The organism is Dactylosporangium sp. McL0621 (assembly GCF_049995355.1).
Classification (GTDB): Bacteria; Actinomycetota; Actinomycetes; order Mycobacteriales; family Micromonosporaceae; genus Dactylosporangium.
The window spans coordinates 3,264,879-3,280,020 of sequence record NZ_CP188259.1; the positions used below are offsets into that span (position 1 = coordinate 3,264,879).

Annotated in this window: 17 protein-coding genes; 9 read left to right on the forward strand and 8 right to left on the reverse strand. The window is 75.1% G+C overall.

The window, feature by feature from the left end; all coding sequences use genetic code 11:
• The gene (locus ACPPVO_RS15290; protein WP_426511866.1) at window positions 1-1,032 is read left to right on the forward strand and encodes a SecDF P1 head subdomain-containing protein; all 1,032 of its coding nucleotides are present in this window, start codon (window positions 1-3) and stop codon (window positions 1,030-1,032) included.
• 4 nt (window positions 1,033-1,036) lie between these two features.
• Window positions 1,037-2,515 (forward strand): dolichyl-phosphate-mannose--protein mannosyltransferase, encoded by a 1,479-nt coding sequence (locus tag ACPPVO_RS15295; RefSeq protein ID WP_426511867.1) that lies wholly within the window; start codon window positions 1,037-1,039, stop codon window positions 2,513-2,515.
• Here ACPPVO_RS15295 and ACPPVO_RS15300 read toward each other — a convergent pair.
• On the reverse strand, window positions 2,512-3,408 hold the full coding sequence (locus ACPPVO_RS15300; RefSeq protein ID WP_426511868.1) for a LysR family transcriptional regulator: 897 nt from the start codon (window positions 3,406-3,408) through the stop codon (window positions 2,512-2,514). The two genes, ACPPVO_RS15295 and ACPPVO_RS15300, sit on opposite strands and share 4 nt — an antisense overlap.
• 66 nt (window positions 3,409-3,474) lie before the next feature.
• Here ACPPVO_RS15300 and ACPPVO_RS15305 point away from each other — a divergent pair, with 66 nt between their 5' ends.
• Both ACPPVO_RS15305 and ACPPVO_RS15310 read left to right on the forward strand, forming a co-directional pair.
• Window positions 3,475-4,251: an inositol monophosphatase family protein gene (locus tag ACPPVO_RS15305; protein WP_426511869.1), complete on the forward strand. Its 777-nt coding sequence runs from the start codon at window positions 3,475-3,477 to the stop codon at window positions 4,249-4,251.
• Window positions 4,251-4,856: an NAD(P)-dependent oxidoreductase gene (locus ACPPVO_RS15310; RefSeq protein WP_426511870.1), complete on the forward strand. Its 606-nt coding sequence runs from the start codon at window positions 4,251-4,253 to the stop codon at window positions 4,854-4,856. The genes ACPPVO_RS15305 and ACPPVO_RS15310 overlap by 1 nt, the downstream gene beginning before the upstream one ends.
• Here ACPPVO_RS15310 and ACPPVO_RS15315 read toward each other — a convergent pair.
• Together ACPPVO_RS15315 and ACPPVO_RS15320 are read right to left on the reverse strand one after the other, a co-directional pair.
• Window positions 4,853-6,571: a glycoside hydrolase family 3 protein gene (locus tag ACPPVO_RS15315; protein ID WP_426511871.1), complete on the reverse strand. Its 1,719-nt coding sequence runs from the start codon at window positions 6,569-6,571 to the stop codon at window positions 4,853-4,855. The two genes, ACPPVO_RS15310 and ACPPVO_RS15315, sit on opposite strands and share 4 nt — an antisense overlap.
• 304 nt (window positions 6,572-6,875) lie before the next feature.
• Window positions 6,876-7,601, reverse strand: coding sequence for a TetR/AcrR family transcriptional regulator (locus ACPPVO_RS15320; protein WP_426511872.1), 726 nt, complete (start codon window positions 7,599-7,601; stop codon window positions 6,876-6,878).
• 76 nt (window positions 7,602-7,677) lie between these two features.
• On the opposite strand from ACPPVO_RS15320, the gene ACPPVO_RS15325 reads away from it, so the two are divergent.
• The gene (locus ACPPVO_RS15325) at window positions 7,678-8,838 is read left to right on the forward strand and encodes an FAD-dependent monooxygenase (protein WP_426511873.1); all 1,161 of its coding nucleotides are present in this window, start codon (window positions 7,678-7,680) and stop codon (window positions 8,836-8,838) included.
• Here the strand turns inward: ACPPVO_RS15325 and ACPPVO_RS15330 are convergent.
• From ACPPVO_RS15330 to ACPPVO_RS15340, 3 genes are read right to left on the reverse strand one after another with little or no spacing between them, the layout of a single operon-like run.
• Window positions 8,829-9,227, reverse strand: a complete 399-nt coding sequence (locus tag ACPPVO_RS15330) for an ATP-binding protein (protein ID WP_426511874.1) — start codon at window positions 9,225-9,227, stop codon at window positions 8,829-8,831. The genes ACPPVO_RS15325 and ACPPVO_RS15330 overlap by 10 nt on opposite strands.
• A 53-nt stretch (window positions 9,228-9,280) precedes the next feature.
• Entirely contained in the window at window positions 9,281-9,958 is a 678-nt protein-coding gene (locus tag ACPPVO_RS15335) for an ABC transporter permease (protein ID WP_426511875.1), read from the reverse strand.
• Window positions 9,955-10,659, reverse strand: coding sequence for an ABC transporter ATP-binding protein (locus ACPPVO_RS15340; RefSeq protein ID WP_426511876.1), 705 nt, complete (start codon window positions 10,657-10,659; stop codon window positions 9,955-9,957). The genes ACPPVO_RS15335 and ACPPVO_RS15340 overlap by 4 nt, the downstream gene beginning before the upstream one ends.
• Before the next feature lie 109 nt (window positions 10,660-10,768).
• Here ACPPVO_RS15340 and ACPPVO_RS15345 point away from each other — a divergent pair, with 109 nt between their 5' ends.
• The gene (locus ACPPVO_RS15345) at window positions 10,769-11,911 is read left to right on the forward strand and encodes a sensor histidine kinase (protein ID WP_426511877.1); all 1,143 of its coding nucleotides are present in this window, start codon (window positions 10,769-10,771) and stop codon (window positions 11,909-11,911) included.
• 61 nt (window positions 11,912-11,972) lie between these two features.
• Window positions 11,973-12,563 (forward strand): response regulator, encoded by a 591-nt coding sequence (locus ACPPVO_RS15350; RefSeq protein WP_426514633.1) that lies wholly within the window; start codon window positions 11,973-11,975, stop codon window positions 12,561-12,563.
• Window positions 12,564-12,615: 52 nt separating this feature from the next.
• Here ACPPVO_RS15350 and ACPPVO_RS15355 read toward each other — a convergent pair whose 3' ends face one another.
• Complete coding sequence (locus tag ACPPVO_RS15355; protein WP_360389791.1) at window positions 12,616-12,774, reverse strand: hypothetical protein; 159 nt, start codon at window positions 12,772-12,774, stop codon at window positions 12,616-12,618.
• Window positions 12,775-13,001: 227 nt separating this feature from the next.
• Here ACPPVO_RS15355 and ACPPVO_RS15360 point away from each other — a divergent pair, with 227 nt between their 5' ends.
• Window positions 13,002-13,319 carry a TfoX/Sxy family protein gene (locus ACPPVO_RS15360; RefSeq protein WP_360389794.1) on the forward strand — a complete coding sequence of 106 codons (318 nt, stop codon included), beginning with the start codon at window positions 13,002-13,004 and terminating at the stop codon, window positions 13,317-13,319.
• A gap of 10 nt (window positions 13,320-13,329) precedes the next feature.
• The gene (locus tag ACPPVO_RS15365) at window positions 13,330-14,568 is read left to right on the forward strand and encodes an NYN domain-containing protein (RefSeq protein WP_426511878.1); all 1,239 of its coding nucleotides are present in this window, start codon (window positions 13,330-13,332) and stop codon (window positions 14,566-14,568) included.
• 134 nt (window positions 14,569-14,702) lie between these two features.
• On the opposite strand, the gene ACPPVO_RS15370 is transcribed toward ACPPVO_RS15365, so the two are convergent.
• Entirely contained in the window at window positions 14,703-15,044 is a 342-nt protein-coding gene (locus ACPPVO_RS15370; protein ID WP_426511879.1) for a hypothetical protein, read from the reverse strand.
• Window positions 15,045-15,142: the final 98 nt, after the last annotated feature.

The following is a 15,142-nucleotide window of genomic DNA, read 5'->3' on the forward strand; positions in this document are numbered from 1 at the left end:
ATGTCCTACCCGCCCGCGGTCCAGCCGCAAACCCGGCGCAACCCGACGTGGTTGTGGCTGGTGATCGGCCTCGTCGTGCTCATGCTCCTCGCGGCCGGCATCACCGGCGCCGTCTACCTCACCAAGCGCTTCGGCGGCGGGCCGGTCAAGGGCGACGCCGCCTTCACCCTGCACCTCGCCGGGCCCGGCGGCGCCGCCCCCGACGCCGGTGCGGTGGACCGGACGAAGCAGATCCTGCACGACCGGCTGCGCAAGAGCGGCGCCGGCCGGCCGAACGTCACCACCACCGGCGCCGACACGCTGCGGGTGACCGTCGCCGCCGACGACGCCGAGCTGGCCAAGTCGGTGCTGGCCCCGGGGCACCTCACGTTCCGCATCGTGCTTGACCAGTTCCACGACTCGCCGGGCGCCGATTGCAAGGCCGACGGGCCCGCCGTGGCCGATCCGGCGGGCCGGCTGGCCTCGGCCAAGGCGAAGCTCGGCGACGCCACCTACCAGGCCGCGACCGCGCTCGCCGCCCCCGACGCGCCCGGCGCCGCGAAGCTCACGGGCTTCGACAAGCTCACCTGCGGCGAGGTCTCGGCGCTGCCGGCGGCCGTGCAGTACGCCGTGCCCGGGGTCACCTGCGCGATGCTCGGCCGGCGCGCGCCGGCCGACCTGGCCGACGACGCCCAGCTGACCGCGTGCGACGAGTCCGTGAAGTACCGGCTCGACGTCGCCCGGGCGAGCATCGCCGACCTCGCCGGGGCCAGGGCGGAGCAGTCCCAGGCCGGGTGGGCGGTGACCATCAGCTTCACCCCGTCCGGGCAGAGCCGCTGGACGGACCTGACCCGGGACGCGATCGGCAAGCAGGTCGCCATCGTGGTCGACGACGCGGTCGTGTCGGCCCCGACGATCCAGGCCGTCATCCCCGGCGACGCCCAGATCTCGGGCTCCTTCGACAAGGCGGAGGCGTCCGCGATCGCGGCGTCGATCGGCTCCGGCGTGCTGCCGACCCAGGTGACGATCACCGCGACGGACACGGTTCACTGATTCGGTGAGCAACGGGGAGCGCATCGGCATCGCACGGCGGCGGCTGGACCGGCCGGGACCGTACCCGGCCCGGTTCTGGCTCGCCGCCGCCCTCGTCGCCGGGGTCGCGCTGGTGCTGCGCCTGGTCAACCTCGCGCACCCGAGGGAGGTCATGTTCGACGAGGTGTACTACGCCAACGAGGCGCAGGACCTCCTCCAGCGTGGCGTGGAGTGGAACCCGGAGACCGGCCAGCCCGAGTACGTGGTGCATCCGCCGCTGGGCAAGTGGATGATCGCGGCCGGGGAGCAGCTCTTCGGGTACAACTCCTTCGGTTGGCGCATCTGCGCGGTCGTCGTCGGCGTCGCCGCGATCGTGCTGTTGATGATGGCGGCCTGGCGGCTCTTCCGCTCCCCGGTCCTCGCGGCCGCGGCCGGGCTGCTGATGGCGCTGGACGGCATGCACTTCGTGCTCTCGCGGGTCGCGCTGCTCGACATCTTCCTGATGTTCTGGATCGTCGTGGCGTTCCTGCTGCTGGTCCTGGACCGGGAGCAGCGGCGCGCGCGGTGGCTCGCGGTGCTGGAGGCCGGCGGCAGCACTCTTCGGCCCAAGCTCGGGACTCCGTGGTACCGCATCGCCTGCGCCGTCGCCCTGGGGCTCGCCTGCGGCGTCAAGTGGAGCGGGCTGTGGTACCTGCTGCTGTTCGCCGTCGCCGCCGTGGTCTTCGACGCGGGCGCCCGCCGCAGCGCCGGCGTGCGGCACTGGATCGCCGAGAGCATCCCGGCCGCGGTCGGGTGGTTCGTCGCGTTCCTCGGCCTCGCGCTGCTGGCCTACGTCAACGTCTGGTGGGGCTGGTTCCTCTCCGACGACGGTTACTTCCGGCACTGGTACGCCGCGACGCACAACCTCACCCGCGACCGCTTCATCGACCCGATCGTCAACCTGGTCCACTACCACGAGACCGCGTACGCGTTCCACACGACGCTGGACAAGCCGCACCGGTACCAGTCGTGGCCCTGGCAGTGGCTGCTGCTCGGCCGCCCGGTCGCCTTCTACGTGGACCCCAACGCCACCTGCTCCGCCAACGAGTGCACCGCGGAGATCCTGCTGCTGGGCACGCCCCTGCTGTGGTGGTCGTTCACGCCCGCGCTGGCCGCCCTCGGCTGGCTGGCGGTCGCCCGGCGCGACGGGCGGGCCTGGCTCGTCATGGCGGCCGCGCTGGCCGGGATCGTGCCCTGGTTCGAGTCGATGCCCGCGCACCGCACCATGTTCTACTTCTACGCCCTGCCGGCCGAGCCGTTCCTGATCCTGGCCGTGGTCTACGTCCTCGGCGCCGTCATCGGCCCGCCCGGCGGCGCGCGAAGACGCACCGGGGCCGTGATCGCCGGGGTGTACGTGCTGCTGGTCGCCGCGTGCTTCGCGTACTTCTACCCCATCTACGCGGGCGTCCCGATCCCGTACACCGACTGGCTCGACCGGCTCTGGCTGGGCAACCGCTGGGTCTAGCCCAGGGCGGCCGCGACCTGTTCGCGCAGGACCGTGCGCAGCCAGGCGTGGGCACGGTCGGTGTCGTTGCGCTGGTGCCAGGACAGGACCACGGGCACCGGCGGCGCGTCGAGGGGCAGCGGCAGCCGCCGCATCCCGTGCCGGGCCAACGCGTCCGCGGTCATCCGGTCGGGCACGGTGACCGCGGCGCCGATCGCGGCCGCGAGGGCGAGCGCGGCGTCCACGGTCGGGGCCGCGGCGACGGTGGCGCGGGCGAGCCCGAGCGCCTCCAGGGCGTCGTCGAGCGGGTCCCGGAGCCTCCCGCGGCGCGATACGATGACGTGCGGGACCGTGGTGTACCGCCGCAGCGTCAGCGATTTCCCGCGCCACCGGGCCGGGACCGCCACCACCCGCTCGGCCCGGCCGAGGAGCTCGCCGCGGATCTCCGGCCGCTCCGGCTCGGTCGAGCCGATCTCCGCGTCCACCCGCCCGTGCCGCAGGTCGCTCGTGTCGGCGCCGGCCTCGGCCAGGAACCGCAGCCGTACCCCGGGCGCCCGCGCGCGTACCGCCGCGAGCAGCCCGGGGCCGACGGCGGCGGTGATGGCGTCGTGGAAGCGCAGCGTGAACGTGCGCGCGATGGTCGCGGGGTCCGCGTCGGCGTCGGGGGCCAGCAGCGCCCGCGCCTCCTGCACGAGCCGGTGCACGTCGGCCCGGACGCGTACCGCATAGGGCGTGGCGGTCATCGTCCGGCCGGTGCGCACCAGGATCGCGTCGCCGGTGGCGCGCCGGATCCGGCCCAGCGTCCGGCTCATCGCGGGCGGCGACAGGTGCAGCCGCTGGGCCGCGCCGAGGACGCTGCCCTCCTCCAGCAGCGCGTCGAGCGCGGTCAGCAGGTTGAGGTCGAGAGAGTGCACGAGAGTAACTCTAGAGGTAGCAAGGATGCACTTGCCGCAGTGCCGGGCCGGCCGAAGACTTGCGGCATGGAGCTGCTGCAACCGGTCATCGAGACCGCCCGCGACTTCGGCGGGCGCCTGCTGAAGCTGTACTCGCCCGAGTCCCGCCTCGCCGGCCGCGACGCCATGTCGGCCGCCGCCGCCCGGCTCGAGGCGACCGTGCACGACCCGCTGCGGGAGGCGCTCGGGCGCCTGCGCCCGCAGGCCCGCTGGGTCACCGACGACGAGGAGCGCGCGGGCCTGGGCGCGGGGGAGTGGTGGGCCGTCGACGACGTCGAGGGCGCCGTCAACCTGCTGCACGGCCGCCCCGAGTGGTGCGTGAGCATCGCCCTCGTCCGCGACGGCGTGACCGAGCTCGCCGTCGTCCACCAGCCGGTCGGCGACCGCCTGTACACCGCGACCCCGGGCGGCGGCGCCTTCGAGAACGGGCTCCGGCTGCGGGTTTCGCCGAAGACCGCGTTCGCCGACGCCATCGTGGAGACCAGCCAGGTCGGCGACGAGCCGCCCGAGCTGCAGGCCCGTATCGGCGCGGCGCTGGGCGCCCTGATGGGCCGCGCGCTGCTGGTGCGCACCACCATCCCGACCACGTTCCCGCTCCTGGCGGTGGCGCAGGGCCGCTCGGACGCGTTCTGGCAGTACGCCCCGGCCGTGACCGGCGTGGCCGCCGCGACCCTGCTGGCGACCGAGGCGGGCGCGGTCGCGACCGACCTGGCCGGCGCCCCGTGGCGCCCGGGCGCGCCGGACCTGCTCGTCACGCCGCCGGCCCTGCACGCCGAGGCGCTCAAGGCCTTCGGGGACCTGTGATGGAGCTGACCGTCCTCGGCGCGACCGGCGGCACCGGGCGCGAGCTGGTACGACAGGCCCTGGAGCGCGGCCACACCGTCCGCGCGGTCGCCCGCGACCCGTCCCGCCTGCCCGACGACCCCCGCGTGGTCCGGGTGGCGGCCGACGTCCTCGATCCGGCGGCGATCGCGCGGGCCCTGGACGGTGCGCCGGTCGTGCTCTCCGGCCTGGGCATCGCCTCGGGCGAGGCGCCGGGCGTCCTGGCCGCCGGGGCCGCGGCGGCGGCGGCCGCGAAGGCGCGGATCGTCTGGCTGGCGGCCCTGGGCACCGGCCCCTCGGCCCCGGCGGCGGGCGCGGTGACCCGGGCCCTGCTGCGGGCGTTCATGGGCAAGGAGCTGCCGGACCGGGTCGCGGCGACCGGGACCGTCCTGGCCGCGGGCGGCACGGTGTTCCACGCCGGCCCGCTGACCGACGGCCCGCTGTCCCCGGCGCGGCGCACGGTGGCCCTGCCCGACGTGCCGCGCCGCCTCTTCCCGGCCCGCGTGAGCCGAGCGACCGTCGCGGCCGCGATGCTCGACGAGGCCGAGTCACCCCGCCACGGCGGCAAGCCCGTCGCGGTGATCTAGGCGCCGCTGCCGACGGGGTACAGCACCGCCGAGCCGTCCGGGGTGCGGATCGTCACCGGCAGGCGGCCCGGGGCGCCCGCGCGGCCGGTCAGGGTGTCGGCCAGGGCGGTCACCGACACCGGCTGGTAGTCGTAGGCGGCCAGGTAGGCGGGGGCCTGCGGGAAGTACGCGATGTCGTAGGGGCCGCCGACCGACGTCACGACGACCGGCCGCCCGGTGGCGAGCAGTGCCTGGACCAGCGCCACCTGGGTCGGGTCCGACCACACGTTGTTCGTCGTCACCACCGTCGCGTCCGCGGTCTGGGCGGCCGCCACCGCCTGCGCGATGACCGCCGGGGACGGCGAGCCCGTCCACAGCCGGGTCGCGGTCACGCCGCGGGCGTTGAGGTCGTTGGTGAGGTTCTGCGTGGTGCTCACGCCCCAGCCGGTGACCAGCACGCGGGCGCCGGGCGCGAGCGGCAGGCCGGCCCCGCGCAGCTCGGTGACGGAGCGGGCGGCGATGGACGACATGGTCTGCAGGTGCTCGGGGATGCCGACGACCGGCGTGGGCACGTCGGCGCGGCCGAACAGCCCGAGCTCGCGCTTCATGCGCAGGATGCGCCGGACCGACTGGTTGATCCGGGCCTCCGGCAGCGTGCCGGCGGCGACGGCGTCGAGCACCGCCTGGATGGCCGCGGGCGGGTCGGCCGGCATGAGGAGCTGGTCGACGCCCGCGCCGATGGCGTCGAGCACGATCTGGCCCTGAGGTATGCCGGCGAGGGCGGCGGCGTCGAGCGCGTCGGTGATGACCACGCCGTCGTAGTGCAGCTGCTCGCGCAGCAGGCCGGTGACGATCGGGCGGGACAGGCTCGCCGGGGCGCCGGACGGGTCGAGCGCGGGCGCCACGATGTGGGCGGCCATGATGCTCGGCACGCCCGCGGCGATCGCGGCGCGGAACGGCGGCACGTGGGTCGCCATGATCTGGGCCCGGCTCTCGTTTGTCACCGCGACGCCGTTGTCGGTGTTGACCGTCGTGTCGCCGAGGCCGGGGAAGTGCTTGGCCTGGGCCCCGATCCCGGCGAGCCGGTAGCCGGCGACGGCCGCGGCGCCGAAGAGCGAGACCTGGGCGGTGCGGTCGCCGAACGAGCGCGGCCCGTCGGCGGCGTTGTGCGGGTTGGTGTTGACGTCCACGACGGGCGCGTCGACCACGTTGATGCCGAGCGCGAGCAGCTCCTGGCCGCTCACCCGGGCCGCCCGCAGCGCGTTGACCGGGTCCTGGGTCGCGCCGATCGCCATGTTGCCCGGCGACACGGCCAGCGGCGCGCCGATCCGGGTGACGATCCCGCCCTCCTGGTCGGTGCTGATCTGCAGCGGGATGCCGGAGTCGGCGCGGGCGGCGGCCTGCAGCTGGTTGGACAGCGCGGCCACCTGGGGCGGCGCGGCGAGGTTGTGGCTCCAGCTGAAGTAGATGACCCCGCCCAGGTGGTAGCGCTGGAGCACCTCGGCGCCGGTGCCGACCCCGTAGCGGGTCGTGTTCGCGGCGACGTCGGCCGCGGCGGGCGCGGTGGCGTTGTCGCCGTACACGTACCCGACGAACATCTGCCCGACCTTCTCGGGCAGCGTCATCCCCGAGAGGAGCTTCTCCACCTGGTTGTCGGGGGCGGCCGAGGCCGCGGCGGGCAGGCCCGCGAGCGCGAGCGCCAGAACGGAGCCGACCACCACCGAACGTCGCAACATGGGTCAATCTCACTCTTGTCGATGTCCGCGGTCAAGGTGTTCAAGGGCCCAGATCGCCCACTCGTGCACAGACAGGAAGTACCGGGCGCCGGCCGTGACGCCGCAGACCCTCGGCACCCGCTTCGAGGTGCCGGTCGTCTTCCTGCACGGCACCGACGACCACTACGCGTGGACGGAGCCGGGCCCGCGAGTACCTCGACGCGATCGAGGCCCCGTCGAAGGAGTTCGTGCCCCTCGACGGCCTGGGCCACCTCGGCCCGATCCTGGAGCCGGACCGCCTCCTGGCCGAGCTGCGGCCGCGCTTCTAGCGATCGAGCAGGGCCGCGATGCCGTCCAGGACGCGGTCGAGGCCGAACGCGAACTCGGCGGCGGCGTCGTAGTCGGCGTCGTCGTCGATCGCGCCCGCCGCGATCGCCGCCGTGATGGCCGGGAAGCGCTCGGGATCGGTGAGGCGCGCCAGCGCGCGGCCGTAGTCGACGGGCTTGCGGTCGCCGGGGTGCATCGCGGCGGCGGCGGTGCTGGCGAAGCTGCGGACGTACCCCGAAAGCAGCAGCACGATCGAGAGCTTCTCGGGCTCGGCCAGCCCGGTGCCCGCCAGTGCGGCCAGGCAGCGCTCCAGCCACCGGATCTGGTTCGGGGTGATCGGGGGCGCGCCGGCCGGCACCTGCAGCGTCCACGGGTTGGCGAGCATCGCCGCGAGCAGCGCCTGCGCCCACTCCTGCAGCCCGGCCCGCCAGCCGGTCGCGCCGGCGCCGTCCGGGGGCGGCCCCAGGCCCCGGTCCAGCATCAGGTCGAGCAGCTCGTCCTTCGCGGCCACGTACCGGTACAGCGCCATCGCCGACGTGCCGAGCTCCTTGCCCAGCCGGACCATCGACACCGCGGCCAGGCCCTCCGCCGCCGCCACCCGCACCGCCGTGTCGACGATGCGCTCCAGGCTCAGCCCGGGCCGCGGCCCGTAGCCGGGGCGGTCCTGCACGCCCCAGGCCGCCGCGATGCTGGCCGGCACCCCGAAATCCGCGATCTCTCCCACCGCTTGTTTATACCATCAGCAGTGGTGTTTAATGCTTAAACAGAACTGCTTAACCCATAAACACGCGGAGGTTCTCATGCACGTCCTGATCTCGGGTGCCGGCGTCGCCGGGCCGGCCCTGGCCTACTGGCTGCGGCGGGGCGGCGCGGCCGTCACCGTCGTCGAGCGCGCGCCCGGCCTGCGCACCGGCGGCCACGCGGTCGACTTCCGCGGCGACGTCCACCTGTCGGTGCTGCGCCGCATGGGCGTGCTGGAGGAGGTCGAGCGCCACCGCACCGGCATGGGCGCCATGCACTACGTCAACGAGCGCGGCCGGCGCATCAGCACCCTGCCCGCCGACCTCTTCGCCGGCGACATCGAGATCCTGCGCAGCGACCTGGGCCGCATCCTGCACGACGCCACCGTGCCGCTCGGGGTGGCGTACCGCTTCGGCGACACCGTCACCGCGCTGCACGAGGACCCCGACGGCGTGACCGTGGCCTTCGAGCACGCCCCGGCGGAGCGCTTCGACCTGGTGATCGGGGCCGACGGGCTGCATTCGCGGGTCCGGGCGCTCGCGTTCGGACCCGAGGAGCAGTACGTGCGCCACCTCGGCCTGCACTGCGCGATCTTCCCCGTGCCCGGCGAGCTCGGGCCGCCGAACTCGGCGCTGGCGTACCGCACCGCCAGCAAGGTCGTCATCGTCGGCCGCTCGGACCGCAGCGGACCGGCGTGGGCCCAGCTGTTCTTCCCGACCCCGGACGCGGCGGAGGGCGGCGACCCGCAACGGATGATCCGCGAGGCGTTCCGGGGCGTCGGCTGGGTCACTCCGCGGCTGCTGCAGGCCCTCGACGGCAGCGACCTCTACGTCGACTCCGTCGCCCAGGTGCGCATGCCCGCCTGGCACACCGGCCGCGTCGCGCTGCTCGGCGACGCCGGCTACTCGCCGTGCCTGCTGTCCGGGATGGGCTCGGGGCTCGCCGTCGTCGGCGCCTACGTGCTCGCCGGCGAGCTGCTGCGGTCCGGCGGCGACCACGCGGCCGGGTTCGCCGCCTACGAGCGCCTCATGCGCCCGTACGCCGAGGGCGCCCAGCGCGGCGCCGAGGGCAACGCGAGGATGATGGTGCCGCAGGGCCGGGTGGCGACCGCGCTGCTGAACCAGTACATGCGGCTGGTGCCGTACCTGCCCGGCAAGCAGATGATCGCCAACGCGGCCCGCCGCACCGCCGAGGCCGTGCGGCTGCCCGCTTACGCCTGAGCCGCCTCCAGGTCGAGCACGAACTGCGCGCCGCCGCCCGGGTTCGGCTCATGGTGTACGTCCGCGCCGTTGGCCTGAGCCAGGTTCCGCACGATGTAGAGGCCCAGCCCGGTCCCGCGCACCTTCGCCGCGTCCCGCTCGGCCCGGGCCAGCCGCCGCGCCTCGTCCTGGGAGCGGGCCGCGGGGTCGGCCAGGGCGTGCCGCTCGGTGCTCTCCACCGACTCGAGCACGACGTACCCGCCGGTGTGCACGTGCAGCACCCGCGTCGTGATCCACACCCGGGACCCGTCGCGGCGCAGGATCTGCCGCTCGCACCGCTCGTCGTCGCCGCCGGCCGCCGCGAAGGGGGCCGGCGTGCCCTTTCCGCGGCGTCCGGCCCGAAGTCGCACCCGCCGCGGACTCGTGCCGGTCCCGCTCGCGGCGGTGGTTCCGCCCGGCGGCGTCACCGGATCTCGGCGCGGGCCGTGCGGACCAGGCCGAGCAGGATCGGGGCCGCGACCCACAGCGCGGCGGACGCGGCGAACCGGGCCCACTCCGCCGCGCCCACCCCCGCCTCGGCCAGCGGCATCCGGGTGCGGCTCAGGTCCAGCCAGCGCGCCGCCGGTTCGAGGGCGGGCATCAGCCGGCCCGCGGCCGCCCAGCCGATCGGCACCACGTAGTACGCGGCGATCGCCGCCGGGGAGGCGAGCAGCAGCAGGCCGAAGCCGAACGCGCACAGCATCGTCGCGAGGTCGACGAGCACGAGCTGCCCGGCGACGGCCGCGGACGCGCCGCGGCCCGCGCACAGCACGAGCGCGGCGGCGAGCGCGAACCCGGCCCCGGCCGCGCCCAGCACCACGACCGCGGCCAGCTTGGCGAGCACCACGCGCCACCGGCCGGGTACCAGCGCGAAGGTGACTAGCGCCGTGCGCTGCGACCACTCGCTCGTCACCGACAGCACCGCGAGCACGGGCAGCAGGATCGACACCGGCAGCTGCGCGGCGGCGGCGAGGGCCGGGAACGTGCGCGGGCCGGCCGGCACCGCGGGCGCCGCGACGGCCAGGACCGCGACGGCCGCGAGCAGCCACCGCGCGGCCCGCGTGTCGACCGTCTTGCGCAGCTCCACCAGCATCAGGTTCATCGGGAGGTACCTCCGGTCAGGCGCAGGAACGAGTCCTCGAGGTCGCCGCCCCCGGCGAGCTGCGCGGGCGTGCCCTCGGCCACGATCCGGCCGCCCGCGATGACGACGAGCCGGTCGGCGACGCGCTCGACCTCGGCCAGCAGGTGCGAGGAGAGCAGGACCGTCCCGCCGGCGTCGGCGTGCTCGCGCAGGAGGCGGCGCATCCAGCGGATGCCCTCGGGGTCGAGGCCGTTGGCGGGCTCGTCGAGGATGAGCACGCCGGGCGCGCCGAGCAGGGCGTGGGCGACGCCGAGGCGCTGGCGCTGGCCGAGGGAGTACGTGCCGACGCGCCGGCGGGCGGGCGCCCCGGCCAGGCCGACGCACTCCAGCACGGCCTCGACGCGGGCCGGCGGCAGGCGCAGGAGGCGCGCGGACAGGGCCAGGGTCTCGCGCCCGGTGCGGCCGGCGTGCTGGGCGGCCGCGTCGAGCAGCACCCCGCACCGCCGGCCGGGGTCGGGCAGTTCGCGGTACGGCACCCCATCGACCGTCGCCCGCCCGCCCGACGGGGCCGTCAGCCCGCAGATCATGCGCAGCGTCGTGGACTTGCCGGCGCCGTTGGGGCCGAGGAACCCGGTCACCGTGCCCGGCTCGCAGCGGAAGGTGACCCCGTCGACGACCGGGCGGCCGGCGTACCGCCGCGAAAGTCCCGCAACCTCGATCATGCGGGCCAGCGTGCGGCCCCGGACCGCGGGCCGGCATCCGTCCCCGGTAGCGGGGCACCCCCGACTTTGGTCGGTCCCGCGCGGGGCCGGGCCGTCGTACCCTTCGCACATGCCGCGCTCCCGCCGCCGACTCCTGGCCGACGCGGCCGGCGTGGCCGGGTGCCTCGCGATCGGCGCCCTGCTGCTGCGCACCGGCGACGCCGGATGGGCGCGCCCGGGCTCGGAGCCGGCCCTGAGCTGGCCGGTCGATGCCGCGGTGGGGACGGTGGGGAGCCTTCTGCTGTGGTACCGCCGCCGCCACCCCCTGCTCGTGGCCCTCCTGCTCATCCCGGCGGGCGCGGTCGCCGGCTCGGTGACCCCGGCGCTCGCCGTCTCCGTGTTCGCGCTCGCCGTGCGGCGCGGGGCCGGCCCGGCGGTCCCGGTGGCGGCGGCCGACATCGGCAGCGTGCTGGTGTACTTCGCGCTGCAGCCCGACCCGCGCCACCCCCTCGCCGTCGACCTGGTCGTGCGGGGCGGGATCGTCGCGGGCGCCCTGGGGTGGGGCCTGTTCGCCGGGGCCCAGGGCCGCCTGGTGGCCTCCCTGCGCGAGCGGGCCGCGCGCCTGGAGTCGGAGCAGCGGCTGCGGGTGGAGCAGGCGCGGCTGACTGAGCGGACGCGCATCGCGCGCGAGATGCACGACGTGCTCGCGCACCGCCTGTCGCTCGTGAGCCTGCACGCGGGCGCGCTGGAGCTGCGCACCGACGCGTCGCCGGAGGAGGTGTCGTCGGCGGCCGGCGTGATCCGCACGAACGCGCACGAGGCGCTGGGTGAGCTGCGCGCGGTCATCGGCGTGTTGCGCGACACGTCGGCGTTTCGCGACGGGGAACGGCCGCAGCCGACGCTCGCCGACATCCCCGGCCTCGTCGCGGCGGCCGGTGCCGGCTACGAGAGCGCCCTGCCCGAGGGCGAGCGGCCGGACGTGACCGTCGGGCGCACGGTGTACCGCATCGTGCAGGAGGGCCTCACGAACGCCCGCAAGCACGCCGCCGGTACCGCCGCGAAGGTGCACGTCTGGGGCACACCCGCGGACGGGGTCCGGGTCGAGGTCACCAACCCGCTGTCGGCCCCGGCGTCCTCGGTGCCCGGCTCCGGCACCGGGCTGATCGGCCTCGCCGAGCGCGTCGAGCTCGCGGGCGGCCGCCTCGCCCACGGTGTCGCGGGCTTCGAGTTCCGGCTCACCGCCTGGCTGCCCTGGGTGAGCGGCGGTGGGTGAGGGCCGCGCGATCCGGGTCGCGATCGTCGACGACGACCCGTTCGTGCGCGCCGGCCTGGCGATGCTCCTGCGCGGCGCCGGCGACATCGAGGTGGTCGCCGAGGGCGCGGACGGGGCCGAGGCGGTCGCGCTGACCGACGCGCACGCACCCGACGTGATTCTCATGGACATCCGGATGCCGCGCGTGGACGGGCTCGTGGCGACCGAGCGGCTGCGGGCCCGCGCGCGGGCGCCGCAGATCATCGTGCTCACCACGTTCGACGCGGACGACTACGTGCTGCGGGCCCTGCGCGCCGGGGCCGGCGGCTTCCTGCTCAAGGACACGCCGCCGCGCGAGGTGCTGCGCGCGATCCGTACGGTCGCGAACGGCGAGGCCGTGCTCTCGCCGGCGGTGACGCGCCGGCTCATCGACCACGTCGCCGACCCGGCCGCCGCGGCCCGCCGCGCCGATGCCCGGGCCCGGCTCGCCCGCCTGACCGACCGCGAGCGCGAGGTGGCCGCGGCGGTAGGCCGGGGCCGTTCGAACGCCGAGATCGCGGCCGAGCTGCGGATGGGCGTGCCGACCGTGAAGGCGCACGTGTCGCGCCTGCTGGCCAAGCTGGCCCTCAACAACCGGGTGCAGATCGCCCTGCTGGTGCACGACGCGGCCTGAGCTGCGTCATGTGCCAAAAATGCATGTGCACCAAGTGCGAAAAGCGGCGGCCTCAGCTGCCCAGGCTGGCGAAGAAGTCGCCGAACCCGTTCGCGATGTCGAGCAGCCCGCCGCCGAGTGAGGTCACCACGTTGGCCGCGGACTGCGGGCGGTACGCGATGAAGAACACCAGGAACGCCAGGCCACCCCATCTGAGGATCTTCTTGACCATGGTCGCCGTTTCCTCCCCATCCAGGACGCCGGGCATTCAGCGTAGCCGTTGAATGACGCTCAGTGAAGTTGCTCCATGTCAAAGAGCATCATCCGGCAGAACGATAGCAACACACGAACGAACCATTCATGACCGTTCACTCAGCCCAGGCCCCGGCCGGGCCTGCTCGCGGCCCGGGTCAAGGGTTTCCGGAGTTGCCGAAGTCATACCCGGCCTAGCATGACCTGATGGCGTACGACGAGGTGCTCGCCGAGCGGCTGCGCGACCGGCTCCCGGCCGCGACGCCGAAGCGGATGTTCGGCGGCCTGGCGTTCCTGACCGCCGGCAACATGACCGTGGGCGTGCACGGCGACGACCTGCTCGTGCGCCTGCGCCCGGAGGACGCCGACGCCGCGCTGGCCCGCCCGGGCGTGCGGCCGTTCGACCTGACCGGCCGGCCGATGCGCGGCTGGATCGTCGTGGCCGGGGAGCAGCTCGACGACGCCGACCTCGATCGGTGGGTGGCCGACGCCTCCGCCTTCGTGGCCACGCTGCCGGCGAAGTAGGGTGGCGCGGATGGTGCGAACCGCGTTCTTCCTCGACTTCGACAACGTGTTCAGCGGGCTGTTCAAGCTCGACCCCGAGGTCGCCGTGCAGTTCGCGTCCGAGCCCGGCGTGTGGCTCCATCGCCTGTCCACCACCCTGACCGCCGAGACACCCCGGCGCTGGCTGATCCTGCGCTGCTACCTGAACCCGGCGGGCTGGGTGAACTCGCGCGACGCGGCGGGGGAGCCGAGCCGGCTGTACTTCTCCCGCTTCCGCCCATCCTTCGTGCGCGCCGGCTTCGAGGTCATCGACTGCCCGCGGTACAACGCCACGAAGAACGCGGCCGACATCCGCATCGTCGTGGACGCCGTCGACGCGCTGGCCGACGACACCCGCTACGAGGAGTTCGTCATCGCGTCCGGCGACTCGGACATGACCCCGCTCCTGCAGCGCCTGCGCCGCGCCGACCGCCGCACGATGATCGTCTCCCCGGCCGACGCCGCCGAGGCCTTCACCGCCATCGCCGACCAGCTCCTGGACAGCCAGCAGCTGCTCGCCCTCATCCAGGGCGAGCCGGTCGACCTCGACGACTTCGACGACGCCGACGAGGGCGGCCCCGACTTCGTGCCCGACGAGGCCTACGAGCAGTTCCGCACCATCGTCGGCGCCGAGTACGAGGCCGCCGAGACCCCGCTGAACATGGCCGCGCTCGCGTACCGCCTGCGCAGCGAGCTCGGCCCGGTCGTCGGCACCAGCAACTGGTTCGGCTTCGGCTCCTTCGCCCGGGCCCTGGAGACGCTGGAGCTGCCGGGCCTGCACATGTCCCAGCACCTGCTGTGGGACGAGCGCCGCCACGAGGCCCCGGAGCCGGCTGCCCCCGGCGCGCCCCGCACCGTCCTGCCCGAGCCGGTCGAGCGCCTGGCCGACCAGCTGAGCCTGCCCCGCCTGCCCCAGCCCTGGTGGCCGTCCATCTACGAGACCCTGTCCGCCTACGCGCGCGAGCACCGCTTCAACCTGACCCAGTGCACGAGCTGGTCCCGGGACCGCCTGCGCGACAACGGCGTGCCGGTGAGCCGGGGCGCGGTGGCGTTCGTGGTGCGGGGGACGTCCTTCGGCGGGTACCCGCTGCACCGCCAGCCCCCGCCCACGCCCGCCGAGATCGGCTCGGCCTTCGTGAACAACGTCCTGTCGCGGGCGGAGGCGGCCCAGATCCCCTTCACCGACGACGAGGCCGCGGCGGTGCGCTCCTGGCTCGGCGAGGCGAGCTGACGCGGGCGTTCAGGCGTTCTGCAGTACCGGCGCGTTCGTGATCGTCTCCGCGCGCCCGCGCACGGCCAGGGCCGCTGCCGCGAGGACGACGAGCGCGAGCCCGGCCGCCGCCGTGAGGGTCGTCGCGTCCGGCTTCAGCAGCGGCTGGCCCGCAGCTCCTGCCAGGTGAGGAGGGCTACGAGCCCGGCGTACCCGGCCGCGGCCACCCGTACCAGCCGCAGCCGGGTGCGGACCGCGGCGAGGCGGCCCGGGTAGCGCGCGGCCAGCAGGGTCAGCAGCAGGGCCAGCAGCGGCAGCATCTGCAGCGCGTGGATGCCGGCGAAGTGGGCGATGCGCAGGTCGCCGCCCGTGGTCGACCAGCCGGTGACCGGCATCGCGGGGCCGCCGTCGGTGACGCCCACGCTGTGCGCGCCGATCATCGCCGGTGCGCCGCCCCGGTCCAGCTCGGCCTGCTGGGCCGCGGTCGGCGTCGTCATGAGAAAGCCCAGGCGACGACGGTGAGCACGCCCATGACGGCGGCGAGCCACACCAGCGGGCGGTGCCAGCGGGCGGCGGTGGCGGGAGAGTTCGACAT

Coding starts and splice junctions, on each gene's coding strand:
- ACPPVO_RS15290 (WP_426511866.1), top strand. CDS start 1: ATGTCCTACCCGCCCGCGGTCCAGCCGCAAACCCGGCGCAACCCGACG.
- ACPPVO_RS15305 (WP_426511869.1), top strand. CDS start 3,475: ATGGAGCTGCTGCAACCGGTCATCGAGACCGCCCGCGACTTCGGCGGG.
- ACPPVO_RS15310 (WP_426511870.1), top strand. CDS start 4,251: ATGGAGCTGACCGTCCTCGGCGCGACCGGCGGCACCGGGCGCGAGCTG.
- ACPPVO_RS15315 (WP_426511871.1), bottom strand. CDS start 6,571: ATGTTGCGACGTTCGGTGGTGGTCGGCTCCGTTCTGGCGCTCGCGCTC.
- ACPPVO_RS15325 (WP_426511873.1), top strand. CDS start 7,678: ATGCACGTCCTGATCTCGGGTGCCGGCGTCGCCGGGCCGGCCCTGGCC.
- ACPPVO_RS15335 (WP_426511875.1), bottom strand. CDS start 9,958: ATGAACCTGATGCTGGTGGAGCTGCGCAAGACGGTCGACACGCGGGCC.
- ACPPVO_RS15340 (WP_426511876.1), bottom strand. CDS start 10,659: ATGATCGAGGTTGCGGGACTTTCGCGGCGGTACGCCGGCCGCCCGGTC.
- ACPPVO_RS15345 (WP_426511877.1), top strand. CDS start 10,769: ATGCCGCGCTCCCGCCGCCGACTCCTGGCCGACGCGGCCGGCGTGGCC.
- ACPPVO_RS15350 (WP_426514633.1), top strand. CDS start 11,973: ATGCTCCTGCGCGGCGCCGGCGACATCGAGGTGGTCGCCGAGGGCGCG.
- ACPPVO_RS15355 (WP_360389791.1), bottom strand. CDS start 12,774: ATGGTCAAGAAGATCCTCAGATGGGGTGGCCTGGCGTTCCTGGTGTTC.
- ACPPVO_RS15360 (WP_360389794.1), top strand. CDS start 13,002: ATGGCGTACGACGAGGTGCTCGCCGAGCGGCTGCGCGACCGGCTCCCG.
- ACPPVO_RS15365 (WP_426511878.1), top strand. CDS start 13,330: ATGGTGCGAACCGCGTTCTTCCTCGACTTCGACAACGTGTTCAGCGGG.
- ACPPVO_RS15370 (WP_426511879.1), bottom strand. CDS start 15,044: ATGACGACGCCGACCGCGGCCCAGCAGGCCGAGCTGGACCGGGGCGGC.